Raw genomic sequence first — 12916 nt, 5'->3', positions numbered from 1 at the left:
TTTTTATATAAGGAGATAAAATGAGTTTATTAGATTTAATCATTGCACCAGCATTTGCAGAAGGCTCAGTACCAGGGGATAGTGTTTCAGATCCTTGGGGTGGATTGCCGTTTTTATTGGTTATATTTGTGCTGATGTATTTTTTACTCATCAGACCACAACAAAAACGTGCTAAGGAACACAAAACATTATTAGCAGTATTAAAAACAGGTGATGAAGTTGTGACCAATGGCGGTGTGATTGGCAAGGTTGTTTCTGTGGATGGGTCTTTTGCAACATTGGAAATTGCTGATAGTGTCGTGGTTAAGGTGCAAAAACAAGGTATTAACCAAAAAATTCCAAAAGGCAGTGCTAAAATTTAGTTAAAAAATAACCATTATGAATCATTACTCAGGGTTTAGAAATGCATTGATCGCATTTGTTTTATTGCTTTCAATGTTGTATGCGTTGCCAAATATATTTGGCTCTGATTTGGCTGTTCAGGTGTCAAGCGCAGATAATGCTTTGATTGTTGACCAAGATTTGGATAAAGTTAAAAATGCATTAAAAGCACAACAAATTGAGTTTAAATCTGTTGAACTGACCAGCCAAAGAATTTTGGCGCGTTTTAAGAACAATACACAACAGCTTTTAGCTAAGGATGCCCTTAAACAGGCATTGGGTCGTCGTTACGTGGTGGCACTAAATTTAGCACCTTCTGTACCAACTTGGTTGACGAGCCTTGGTGGCAAAGCCATGTCACTTGGTTTAGACCTTAGGGGTGGTGTGCATTTCTTATTAGAAGTTGATATGGAAGCGGTCATTTCAGCCACAATGGATAAGGCATATAATGAACTTCGTGTTTTATTACGTAAAGATAGATTATATAAGAGCATTAGGCAAGAAAATGGCAGTATTGTTATTCGTTTTAAGCACGCTGAATTAAAAGACAAAGCGGCTCAGCTAATTAAATCAGAATTGGATGACTTGGTAATTTTTGATAACAACAATATGGGCGAATTATTACTCAATATTGGTATTAGTGATAGTGCACAAAAACAAGCTAAAAAAAACGCACTTAAACAAAATATTACAACGTTGCGTAATCGAGTGAATGAGCTAGGTGTGGCAGAGCCAATTATTCAACAGCAAGGTTCGGAACGTGTTGTGGTTCAACTGTCAGGTGTACAAGATACAGCTAGAGCAAAAGAGATTTTAGGTGCGGTGGCAACTTTGGAGTTTAGATTGGTTGATGAAGAAAATGACCCACAAACAGCCATCCAATCGGGGCGTGTGCCAATTGGTTCAAAACTTTATTATTTTAAAGATGGTCGTTCACTTTTGCTAAAGAATCGCGTTATCACAACAGGTGAGAACATTACAGGTGCGGCGTCTGGCATTGATCAAGAAAACAACATTCCAATGGTGAATATCACACTTGATAGTATTGGCGGCAGAGCAATGCTTAACACGACTAAAAAATACTTACACCATCGTATGGCAGTTGTCTTTATTGAAAATAAAGTTGAAACCATAACTAAAAATGGAAAAACCATTAAGAAACGTACCACCACTAAAGATATTATTAATGCTGCCACAATTCAAGGTATATTTTCATCACGGTTTCAAATTACAGGGATTGACAGTGCTCGGGAAGCGCGTAATTTAGCGTTATTATTAAGGGCAGGTTCACTCTCGGCACCGATTGAGATTATTGAGGAGCGCACTATTGGCCCAAGTCTTGGCGCAGATAATATTACCAAAGGTGTGATATCGGTATCGGTTGGTTTTGTTTTGGTTTTGTTATTTATGGCTATGCGTTATCGTGTATTTGGCATGGTGGCGAATGTGGCTTTGACGCTTAATTTGGTGATGATTGTGTCTGTTTTGTCTTTATTACAAGCTACGCTGACGTTACCAGGTATTGCAGGTATTGTGCTCACAGTGGGTATGGCAGTAGATGCTAATGTGTTAATTTTTGAGCGTATTAAAGAAGAATTGGGCACAAATAACAATATTCAAAAAGCTATTTCAAGTGGCTATGATAAAGCGCTACTAACCATTGCAGATGCTAATATTACGACTTTGATTGCGGCATTGGTTTTATTTAGCTTTGGTACTGGACCAATTAAAGGCTTTGCGATTACTTTGTCAATTGGCATTATCACTTCAATATTCACAGCTATTACTGTCTCACGTGCAATCATTAATAAAATATACGGTGGCAAAAAGTTAGAGGAGATTTCAATATGAGTTTAAAAGCACTAAACATTCCAACGATTGATTTTGTGGGCAAGCGCACTTATGCCATTATATTTTCGGTATTATTGATTGTTGCTAGCATTTTTTCATTGACCATGAATGGACTTAAGTTAGGTATTGATTTTACGGGTGGCACTTTAATTGAAGCGGGTTATCAACAAGGTGTTGATTTGGCTGGGATTAGAATCAAGCTTGCCAAGGCAAATTTTAAAGGGGCTAATGTCCAATACTTTGGTTCAACTAATGAGGTTTTAATTCGCTTAGAACCGCAATCAATTTCTAGTGCCAAACTAAGTTCAAAAATCATCAATTTATTGGGCGATAATGTTGATATCCGTCGGGTTGAATTTGTAGGCCCTAAAGTGGGTGAAGAACTTACTAATGATGGCGGTTTGGCAATGTTGTATGCACTGATTGGTATTTTGATTTATGTAGCGATACGTTTTGAGTATCGTTTTTCATTAGGCTCAATTGCCGCCCTTATTCATGATGTTATTATCACCTTAGGCTTTTTCTCATTATTTCAAATTGAGTTTGATTTAACGGTACTGGCTGCCATATTAGCCGTCATTGGCTATTCTTTGAATGATACTATCGTAGTGTTTGACCGAATTCGTGAAAATTTCTTATCAACACGCCACGTTGATTCTCCTAAGATTATTAATGGCGCGCTTAACCAAACGTTATCTAGAACAATAATGACCTCTTTAACCACCTTATTGGTGTTGTTAGCGCTGTTCTTTTTAGGTGGTGAAACCATTCATAGTTTTGCTTTAGCGTTACTAATTGGTGTAGTGGTGGGTACTTATTCTTCTATTTATGTTGCCAGTTCAATAATTCTTGCATTGGGCATTATCAAGGAAGATTTGTTGCCATCTGAAAAAGAAAAGAAAGCACTTGATTCACGACCATAGTTAAGTAATATTTGGATGTTTGTTAAGAAGTTTTTTCGTTTATTGCTTAAATTTTTCAAAGACTAGACAGGCATTTGTACCACCAAAACCAAAACTATTAGACATCACTCGCTTGAGTGATTGTTTGGTTGTTGTTCGTACAATTGATATGCCTTCAGCTGCTTCATCAAGATTTTCAATATTAACAGATTCTGCCATAAAGTCATTTTGTAGCATGAGTAATGAGTAGATTGACTCATTCACGCCTGCTGCACCCAAGGCATGTCCAGAAAGAGATTTGGTTGAGCCAACATATGGGGTGCTGTTGCCAAACACTACTTTAATAGCACCTAATTCTTTAACATCACCCACAGGGGTAGAAGTGCCGTGTGCATTGATATAATCAATCGACCCTTTAACGGTTGACATGGCAAGTTGCATACAGCGTTTAGCACCTTGACCCGACGGTGCAACCATATCATAGCCATCGGACGTTGCACCATAGCCTGTGAGTTCTGCAAGGATAGTTGCGCCTCGAGCTTGTGCATGTTCTAGTGATTCAAGTACTAATGCACCACCACCACCAGAAATAACAAAACCATCACGACTTGCATCAAAGGCACGAGAAGCACTTGAAGGCGTTTCGTTATATTTAGAAGATAAGGCGCCCATTGCATCAAACAACATGGTGAGCGACCAATCTAACTCTTCACCGCCACCAGCAAATACCACATCTTGTTTGCCCATTTGAATTTGTTCCATGGAGTTGCCGATGCAGTGTGCAGAAGTTGAACAAGCAGAGCTGATTGAATAGTTAATGCCCTTAATTTTGAACAGGGTTGAGAGGCAGGCCGAAGTGGTAGAACCCATCGTGCGCGGTACGCGATAAGGACCAACACGCTTAATGCCTTTTCCCCTTAAGATATCGGCAGCTTCTACTACGTTTTGGTTGCTGGCGCCGCCAGAACCCATGATAAGCCCAGTACGTTTATTTGAGATTTGTTCAGGTGTTAATCCTGATTGTTTAATTGCTTCATCCAAGGCAACTGCATTATAAATAGCGGCATCAGCCATAAAACGTTTCATTTTTCTGTCAATGATTTCACTAGAGTCTAGTTCAGCAATAGCGCCAGACACGTGTGAACGAAGCCCCATTTTTGCCTGATCTTTATCAAATTTGATGCCTGATTTGGCAGTTTTTAAGGAGGCTAAAACCTCTGTGCAGTTTACACCTAAACTAGAAACAATTCCCATTCCTGTGACAACGACTCTGTTCATTACATTTTGCTAGTATCAGTAAATAATCCAACCTTAAGATTGGTGGCTTCGTAAATGACTTTGCCATCCACCTCCATAGTTGCATCAGCCACACCCATGTACAATTTACGTGCAATAACGCGAGATAAATCAATTTTGTAGGTTACTTTTTTTGCACTGGGCAGTACTTGACCGACAAATTTAATATTACCAGCACCAAGCGCACGACCATGACCAGAGCCACCCAACCATCCTAAATAAAAGCCAATTAATTGCCACATGGCGTCTAGTCCTAAGCAACCAGGCATAACGGGATCTTCATTAAAGTGACATTCAAAAAACCACAAATCATGGTTAATATCTAATTCAGCAATAATTTCACCCTTGCCGTATTCGCCACCCTCACTAGAAATATGGCTAATACGATTAAACATCAACATCGGTGGCTTTGGCAGTTGGGCGTTGCCCAGCCCAAACAATTCGCCATTGCCACATTTAATTAATTCATCATAAGAGAAAGAATTTTGCATTGTGTTTTTATGTAAATAAATATTCTCTAGATTATACCAGTGTCTGTTTAATATCAGCAATGATGTCCTTAATGTCTTCCAGACCAACAGATATCCTGATTAATCCATCCGTTATATGAGCATTAAGTCTTTCTTCATCGGTTAAGCCTCCGTGCGTTGTGGTTGCTGGATGGGTGATTGTAGATTTTGTATCGCCTAAATTAGCAGTAATGGAAAGTATATTGGTGGCGTTGATTATTTTAAAGGCCGACTCTTTTCCACCTTTAACTTCAAATGACACAATACCACCAAAGCCAGACTGTTGAAATTTGGCTAAGTTGTAATCAGGGTGCGAAGACAGACCTAAATAATAGACTTTTTCTACCTGATTTTGAGTTTCAAGCCAGATGGCAAGTTTAAGCGCATTGTCTGAGTGGGCTTTCATTCTAAGACTTAGAGTGTCTAGCCCCTTAAGCACAATCCAAGCATTAAAAGCGCTCAAACTAGGGCCTGTGGTGCGCACAAATCCATGAACTTGCTCAATAATGTCAGCACTTCCAACCACAGCACCTGCTAAGCATCTGCCTTGACCATCAATATATTTAGTGGCTGAGTGAATCACAATATCAGCACCCAAAGCAATAGGGTTTTGTAGCGCAGGGCCTAGAATTGCATTGTCAACTGCTAAAAGAACATGATTGGCTTTTGATATTTTACTAAGTGCAGCAATATCTACAACCTCACCCAGTGGGTTAGATGGCGTCTCAAGCAAAAAGAGCTTGGTATTATTTTTAACCGCACTCTCCCATGCTGATAAGTTAGATAAATCTACAAAACTAATGCCAACATTAAATTTAGCAATAATGGTGTTTAATAGCACAATTGAGGTGCCAAACATATTACGAGAAGCAACAATATGATCACCCGATTTAAGTAGTGCCATGATGGTGGCAAAGATTGCCGCCATGCCAGATGACGTTGCAACACAGGCTTGTGCACTTTCAATTGCGGCTAATTTTTTTTCAAAGGCACCCACTGTCGGGTTAGTAAAACGCGCATAAATATTCCCCGACTCTTTTTTAGAAAAGCGATTGGCAGCCTGTTCGGCTGAGTCGAAGACAAAACTGGAGGTTAAAAATATTGCCTCAGAATGTTCTTGTTCAGTAGTGGTTCGATAACCTGTGCGTATAGCCTTGGTATCGAAGCCTAAATCTTTCATGTACTTGTAAAATTATTAAATAGCACTATTCTACATCATTACCAATCAATTCAGAAGCCTCAAAGATGTTGTTTTCTTCTTTAGCAAGGTCGCTTCGTAAAGATTCAACATGTTCTAGATAGTCTTTATCGATATCATCGGTTACGTATTGACCATTAAAACAAGAGCAATCAAACGTAGTAATTGCCTTGTTGCCTTGTTGCACGCACCAAATTAAATCATCCAGATCTTGATAAATTAGCTTATCCGCACCAATGGCTTGGCAGATTTGATTGGTATCTCTATCATGGGCAATAAACTCTTTGTTGCTAGCCATATCAATACCATATACATTGGGATGGCGCACGGCAGGCGCAGCTGAGGCAAAGAACACTTTATTAGCACCAGCATCACGAGCCATTTGTACAATTTGTTCACTGGTTGTGCCACGTACAATGGAATCATCGACCAATAATACATTTTTGCCTTTGAACTCAAGTTCAATTGTGCTGAGTTTTTGACGCACTGATTTTTTTCTCTGTTTTTGCCCTGGCATAATAAAAGTGCGAGCAATGTATCGATTTTTAATTAAGCCTTCGCTATATCTCACGTCTAGCTTATGTGCCAGTTGTAGCGCAGCTACTCTAGAGGTGTCGGGAATTGGAATTACCACATCAATATCATTAACACCCCATTCTTTATGAATTTTTTCGGCTAACTTTTCTCCCATTCTTAGGCGAGATTTGTATACGGAAATATCATCAATGACTGAATCTGGACGGGCAAAATAAACAAATTCAAAGATGCAAGGTGAGTGCTTAGGGCTTTCTGCGCACTGTTTAATAAATGTATTACCTGCTCTGTCAATAACGACCGCTTCACCTGGTTTGATATCTTGAGTAATCTCATAACCAAGTGCGCTAAGTGCCACACTTTCAGAGGCTAACATATATTTAGTACCGCCTTTAGTAGTACGTTTGCCAAGAATTAATGGGCGAATACCATTAGGGTCTCTAAAGCCAAAGATACCATAGCCTGGAATCATGCCAATGGTTGCATAAGCACCGCGTACACGTTTATGCACTTGTTTTACAGATGCAAAAATATCAGCCTCGTTAATGCGTTGTTTTTGTAACTTGGCTAATTCACTGGCAAATACATTTAGCAAAATCTCTGAATCAGAATTGGTATTAATATGGCGAAGGTCTTGCTCAAATAATTCTTGAGCCAATTGCTCAGTGTTGGTTAAGTTGCCGTTATGTGCAAATGCAATGCCGTATGGCGAATTAACATAAAAAGGCTGTGCCTCTGCATTAGACGAGCTACCTGCAGTAGGATAACGTACATGGCCAATGCCCATATCGCCTAACAACTGTGTCATGTGCTTAGTTCTAAAGACATTCCTAACCAAGCCATTTGACTTGCGCATATAAAAACGCCCTTTATGAGCAGTGACAACGCCTGCTGCATCTTGACCACGATGTTGCAAAATAGTTAACGCATCATAAATATAAACAGCTGTATCTTTCTTAGTGGTAGATAAAATGCCAACAATGCCACACATAAGTTATTTCCTAATTGTTTTCAATAAATAATAAGTATTGTGATAACTCAGGTTTAATATCTGAAGCCACATCTTGAAAGGCTTTTAAAGCGCCATGAGTTTCAATCCAATAATACTTTTGTGAAACCCAACTGATACTTTGCAACACCAATACCATGATTAAAATTGCCAAGTTACCTTTGATTAGGCCCACAATTAAGCCTAATAAATTGTTTTGAGTGCTGTTGATATTTTTGGCATTAAGCTTAGTGTCTATTGTTTGCAAAGTCTCAAGTATTTTTTTGAAAAAAGACGATAAAAAACAAGGTTTGGTTTCATCAATAGAGATAGTTAACACACTTGATATAAAAGTTAAAATGCCAAAGGCAAACCCAAATACAATTGAAAATGACAAGCCAATGCGAACAGATTCATTGCCAATCAATATTTCTATAATACCCAGCCCAGCGACAACCTCCAAGTAATGCCAACTAAACATTGTAATTGCCACCAAAACGACCATTAGCGCAAACAGTTTGTTTAATACACAAGGATTATCAACGGTTGAGGAGAGTTGTGTTAGTTTATAAATTATTCTTTTGATAATCATAACACCAATAAAAATCACCCCAAATGATATGGCTAAATGAGATTGGTGTGAGAGTACTAGCCAAGTGATGAGCGAGCTTATAGCCAATATTTGGTAAAACAGCCACGCAATTAAAATGGCTAATAATAAAAACCCTAAATTGATGAGCTCTCTTGCCATACCACGTTTAAAGCCTAATACTAGGAATGTCGCTAAGATAGCAATGGTTATCCAGTCAGACCAAACTAAGCGTTCAATCATGTGCCAGATAGTTGCAAAAAACTCATCCATCAAATCTCTCCTAGAGGTGCTTTGTGATTAGTTGCAATTTTACAAGATTTTTTCTTCATCATTTTTCATAAATGGTGTAAGTATTTTTAATGCATCAGTCACAACATGAAACGAGCCAAAAATAACAATACGCCAATATTGCTTGTCATTAAGGCCGTGATTAATGGCATCTTTCATATCATCACAAACGTGAATTTTATGATTTAAATCAAACTCGCTACTAAGCACTTTCATGTCTATTGCTCGATTAACATCAAGTGGCACTAGTAACCATTGATTAATAATTATGTTAATTTCATTAATCATCAAGCCAATATTTTTATCTTCTAAAGCTGAAAATATGGCGATGGTGGGGCATTTTTGTTTTGCCAATTCTGCTGATAACACTTTAACAGCTGCTGCATTATGTGCGACATCAAGAATAACGGTTTTATTATTAACGGTTTTTATTTGAAATCTAGCACCAAGTTGCGTATATTTAATACCTGTTTTAATTTCAGTAGTGCTAATTGGCAGAATTTTATGCAATTTTTGCACAGCAAGCATTGCCGCAGCTGCATTTTGCTGTTGGTGCTTACCGATTAAGCCTATATCACTTGTATATTTTTCCTTAACAAATTCCAGTTGCGCCTCGATTTGATGGGCGTATTGACTAATTGAGGCAGGTGGATTGGTATCAGCACAAATACAAGGCGTATTTTTGCGCATAATACCTGCTTTTTCAAATCCAATCAACTCACGAGTATCACCCAAATAACCCACATGATCAATATCAATATTAGTAATAACGCTCACGTCGTTATCGATAATATTAACCGAGTCCAACCGACCACCTAGCCCCACTTCTAATACAGCCACATTAACTTTTTCTAGCTCAAAAATAATCAGCGCAGTCAAAGTTGAAAATTCAAAATAAGTGAGTGAGATTTTGCCTCGAATTTGCTCTATTTTATTAAACGCCGAGCAAATCTGCTCATCAGTGGCTTGCGTGCCATTAATCACAAAGCGCTCATTGTATTTAAGAATGTGTGGCGAGCTAAATTTAGCCACTTTAAAGTTTGATTGTTGGTAAATGCTATCAATAAAAGCAACGGTAGAGCCTTTGCCATTCGTACCAGCAACCGTAATTACTTTAAAAGAAACACCTTTTGGAAATAGCTTTTGATAAACTTTTTGAACACGTTCTAGCCCTAAATCAATGTCCTGAAAATGTAGGTTTTCTTGGTAGTTTAGCCAATCATCTAGGGTGTTTACTCTTCCCAAAACTCACCCTCAATAGTGTTGTTTTTATGACGCTGTTGAGGGTGGATATTTTTGGTTTTATGAATAAAACCAGATCGGTTTTTATTAAATATCTTTTGTGCGTTCTTTTTCAAAATTTGATTAATAAAATAAGCCCTTGAAATGGGTATAAGTCCAAGTAGGCCGATAAAATCCGTAATAAAACCAGGCGTTAATAACAAAACACCTGAGACTAAGATTACTACACCCTCAAGCATTTCAAAAGCAGGTGTTTGTCCGTTCATGGTTTTTTTCTGTACTTTTACAAGGGTAGAAAACCCTTGTTGTTTGAGTAATGTTGAGCCAATAAGTGCAGTAATAACAACTAATAATATGGTTGAAAAACCACCAATTGACTCACCCACCGATATTAAAACATAAATCTCAAGCAGCGTCATGACAACAAATAAAGGAAATATCATTATGTTTTCTCGTTAATAAAAATTAAATCCCAAACGCCGTGTCCCAGCCTATGACCTCGTCGTTCAAATTTAGTAATGGGTCGGTATTCAGATCTTGGTGAATAGATAGGGCCGTTTTGTGTGTTTTTAAAGTGGGGGTGATTTTCTAAGGTGTTCATCATTGCAGTGGCATAGTGTGCCCAGTCAGTTGCCATGTGGACTTTTCCACCTTTAATTATTTTGCGTGACAACAAATCTAGAAAATCAGTTTGCACAATTCGGCGTTTATGGTGTTTTTTCTTATGCCACGGGTCAGGGAAAAACAGCTGAAAACGATTAAAACTGCCGTCTTTTATATGGTTTGTTAATACCTCAACAGCATCTGCTTTAATGATTTTAAGATTGCTTAATTGGTGCTTGTATGCTTCGTTAATTAATCTACCAATACCTGCCTCATACACCTCAATGCCCAAAAAATTTCTATCAGGTATCTTAATTGCCATTTCCAGCAAACTATCACCATTGCCAAAGCCAACTTCTAAAACAATTTTTTGTCGTTTGACAAACAAAGCATCTAAATTGATTCTACCTTTTGGTAAATCAACCCCATAATTCGCCCAAAGTTCAGTCAGCCCCATTTTTTGCCCAAGCGTTAATCTGCCAGAGCGGCGCACAAAACTTTGAATTTTTCTCATTTTGTTTATCAAAATATTGGCACAAATCATAAACAGTATTTAGTTGAATTGTTGCCAAGAAAAACAAAACAACAAACGCATTAAAAAAACCTAAGGAAACAAATATTAGTTTTCTGTGAAAATGAGCTTTATTTTGTCGTTTGACAGTTAAATAATATGTAGTATATTTACAAGCCTTAAACTAAAAAAAAGTGGCTTTCCACTTACCGTTATTATAGTGGCTTTTTATCCAATTAATCAGGATACCCTAACCCTATGTCACACATAACCAATACAACTACAGAGTTGTTAACATTGGCACTAAGTAGTTTTAACCAAGTTCTTTGTATTGAGCTTGATGAAATAGATTATAACCATCGACCTTTGTTATTCGAACTCAAACAAGTGCATTTAAACTTGCAAGAGATGGAGGCAATATAGGCAGGCTCCCGCCAATATATCGCTTAATTAATGATTTAACGGCGTAGTCATTAAAAGCAATCCAACATTAGTAGCAGGCTAAGTTTCTTCATAGTTGATAATCCATAATTAGTGGTGCATGGTCTGAAAAACGCTCATTTTTGTAAATACTGGCACTTTTAACCGTGCCTTTGAGATTTGGTGTAAGGATTTGATAATCAATACGCCAGCCGACATTATTCGCCCATGCTTGCCCGCGATTACTCCACCAAGTGTATTGCCCATCTTCTTTATTGACTTCACGAAAGCTGTCAATAAAGCCAACTTCAAAAAATAACTCATCCAGCCAAGCGTGTTCCTCTGGCAAGCAGCCTGAATTTTTCTGATTGGCTTTCCAGTTTTTAATATCTCTTTCCTGATGTACGATATTCACATCACCACAAATAATTACCTTGCGTCCGCTTGCCTTAAGCTCTTGTAAATAAGGCATAAATCGCTCAGTTAAAAACGCCATTTTTAAATCTTGGCGCTCTTGTTTGGCACTGCCTGAATGTATGTAAATTGAAATAACTGACAAATCTTCGAAGTCAGCTCGAATAAATCGCCCTTCAAAATTAATATCATCCCACGGGCTTTCTTTAATAACTTGAATGGGCGTTTGTTTGGTAAAGATTGCTGTGCTAGCATAGCCTTTTTTCTGAGCAAATTGGTAATAGCAGTGGTATTCTTTTGGATAAAATCGATCATCTAGTTGGTTTTCTTGTGCTTTGATTTCTTGCAAGCAAACCACGTCTGCATTTTGGATTTTTATCCAATAAAAAAAACCTTTTCGTTCAGCGGCACGAATTCCGTTGACATTAGCCGTTATAATTCTTTTCATCGAAATAATTTTATAGGAAAATCTATGGAACAGTATCAAAAAGACTTTGTAGATTTTATGTTGGACAGTGGTGCGCTTAAGTTTGGTGAATTCACCTTAAAATCTGGCCGAGTTAGTCCTTATTTTTTTAATGCGGGGGCATTTAATACGGGGCAGCATCTTTCTCAACTGGGTAAATTTTACGCGACAACGATTGAAAATAGTGGCCTAGATTTTGATGTTTTGTTTGGCTCAGCCTACAAAGGCATTCCACTAGCAACCGCAACTGCCATGGCATTTAATAATGGTTTTAATAAAAATGTGCCTTATAGCTTTAATCGTAAAGAAGCCAAAACGCATGGCGAGGGTGGAGATATTGTCGGTCATCCACTTGAGGGCAATATTTTGATTATTGATGATGTCATCACAGCAGGTACGGCTATTCGTGAGGCGATGGATATCATTAAAGCAAATGATGCAACTGCCAAGGGCGTGATTGTGGCGATTAATCGTCAAGAAAAAGGCAAAGGTGAGCAATCCGCTATTCAAGAAATCGAACAAAATTTCGGGCTTTCGGTTTTAAGTATTATTAATTTATCACACTTGGTTGATTATTTAAGGCAAGGCAATGACCATGGGTTAATTGAGCGCATTGAGGCGTATCGATATTGTTATGGTGTTCAGGGTTAAAGCCAACTGTGCCACTAGCCTGAGTGGATTTTAATGATTTGTGGCATATAAACTTGAGAAATATTGCCTT

The 12916-nt window shown here is 38.0% G+C and carries 14 protein-coding genes; 5 read left to right on the top strand and 9 right to left on the bottom strand.

Going from position 1 to position 12916, the window contains the following annotated elements:
* Nucleotides 1–20 precede the first annotated feature (20 nt).
* Genes yajC through secF form a run of 3 tightly spaced genes read left to right on the top strand, consistent with a single transcriptional unit; the run spans nt 21 to nt 3155 of the window.
* Nucleotides 21–362 carry a preprotein translocase subunit YajC gene (gene yajC / locus HUE58_RS05160; RefSeq protein ID WP_174605937.1) on the top strand — a complete coding sequence of 114 codons (342 nt, stop codon included), beginning with the start codon at nt 21–23 and terminating at the stop codon, nt 360–362.
* A 16-nt stretch (nt 363–378) separates the two neighbouring features.
* The gene (secD, locus tag HUE58_RS05155) at nt 379–2232 is read left to right on the top strand and encodes a protein translocase subunit SecD (RefSeq protein ID WP_174605936.1); all 1854 of its coding nucleotides are present in this window, start codon (nt 379–381) and stop codon (nt 2230–2232) included.
* A complete protein-coding gene (gene secF, locus HUE58_RS05150) occupies nt 2229–3155 on the top strand; it encodes a protein translocase subunit SecF (RefSeq protein WP_174605935.1) in 927 nt (308 codons plus the stop codon). The genes secD and secF overlap by 4 nt, the downstream gene beginning before the upstream one ends.
* 39 nt (nt 3156–3194) lie before the next feature.
* On the opposite strand, the gene fabB is transcribed toward secF, so the two are convergent.
* Genes fabB through trmB form a run of 8 tightly spaced genes read right to left on the bottom strand, consistent with a single transcriptional unit; the run spans nt 3195 to nt 10898 of the window.
* Complete coding sequence (gene fabB / locus HUE58_RS05145; protein ID WP_174605934.1) at nt 3195–4412, bottom strand: beta-ketoacyl-ACP synthase I; 1218 nt, start codon at nt 4410–4412, stop codon at nt 3195–3197.
* Nucleotides 4412–4921: a bifunctional 3-hydroxydecanoyl-ACP dehydratase/trans-2-decenoyl-ACP isomerase gene (fabA, locus tag HUE58_RS05140; RefSeq protein ID WP_174605933.1), complete on the bottom strand. Its 510-nt coding sequence runs from the start codon at nt 4919–4921 to the stop codon at nt 4412–4414. The genes fabB and fabA overlap by 1 nt, the downstream gene beginning before the upstream one ends.
* 31 nt (nt 4922–4952) lie before the next feature.
* Entirely contained in the window at nt 4953–6119 is a 1167-nt protein-coding gene (locus HUE58_RS05135; RefSeq protein WP_174605932.1) for an O-succinylhomoserine sulfhydrylase, read from the bottom strand.
* A 25-nt stretch (nt 6120–6144) separates the two neighbouring features.
* Nucleotides 6145–7662 carry an amidophosphoribosyltransferase gene (purF, locus tag HUE58_RS05130; protein WP_174605931.1) on the bottom strand — a complete coding sequence of 506 codons (1518 nt, stop codon included), beginning with the start codon at nt 7660–7662 and terminating at the stop codon, nt 6145–6147.
* A 10-nt stretch (nt 7663–7672) separates the two neighbouring features.
* Complete coding sequence (locus HUE58_RS05125) at nt 7673–8521, bottom strand: CvpA family protein (RefSeq protein WP_174605930.1); 849 nt, start codon at nt 8519–8521, stop codon at nt 7673–7675.
* A gap of 39 nt (nt 8522–8560) precedes the next feature.
* Nucleotides 8561–9784 (bottom strand): bifunctional folylpolyglutamate synthase/dihydrofolate synthase, encoded by a 1224-nt coding sequence (locus HUE58_RS05120; RefSeq protein WP_174605929.1) that lies wholly within the window; start codon nt 9782–9784, stop codon nt 8561–8563.
* A complete protein-coding gene (locus HUE58_RS05115; RefSeq protein ID WP_174605928.1) occupies nt 9772–10224 on the bottom strand; it encodes an FxsA family protein in 453 nt (150 codons plus the stop codon). Before HUE58_RS05115 ends, HUE58_RS05120 begins: the two co-directional genes overlap by 13 nt.
* The gene (trmB, locus tag HUE58_RS05110) at nt 10224–10898 is read right to left on the bottom strand and encodes a tRNA (guanosine(46)-N7)-methyltransferase TrmB (RefSeq protein ID WP_246260771.1); all 675 of its coding nucleotides are present in this window, start codon (nt 10896–10898) and stop codon (nt 10224–10226) included. The genes HUE58_RS05115 and trmB overlap by 1 nt, the downstream gene beginning before the upstream one ends.
* Before the next feature lie 255 nt (nt 10899–11153).
* On the opposite strand from trmB, the gene HUE58_RS05105 reads away from it, so the two are divergent.
* Nucleotides 11154–11318: a hypothetical protein gene (locus tag HUE58_RS05105; RefSeq protein WP_174605926.1), complete on the top strand. Its 165-nt coding sequence runs from the start codon at nt 11154–11156 to the stop codon at nt 11316–11318.
* Between the two features lie 88 nt (nt 11319–11406).
* On the opposite strand, the gene HUE58_RS05100 is transcribed toward HUE58_RS05105, so the two are convergent.
* Complete coding sequence (locus HUE58_RS05100) at nt 11407–12177, bottom strand: exodeoxyribonuclease III (RefSeq protein ID WP_174605925.1); 771 nt, start codon at nt 12175–12177, stop codon at nt 11407–11409.
* Between the two features lie 24 nt (nt 12178–12201).
* Here HUE58_RS05100 and pyrE point away from each other — a divergent pair, with 24 nt between their 5' ends.
* A complete protein-coding gene (gene pyrE / locus HUE58_RS05095; protein ID WP_174605924.1) occupies nt 12202–12846 on the top strand; it encodes an orotate phosphoribosyltransferase in 645 nt (214 codons plus the stop codon).
* Nucleotides 12847–12916: the final 70 nt, after the last annotated feature.

Origin of the sequence: Candidatus Ruthia endofausta (genome assembly GCF_013342985.1) — a bacterium.
Lineage (GTDB): Bacteria > Pseudomonadota > Gammaproteobacteria > PS1 > Pseudothioglobaceae > Ruthia > Ruthia endofausta.
This window is presented reverse-complemented; position numbering and strand designations above follow the sequence as displayed.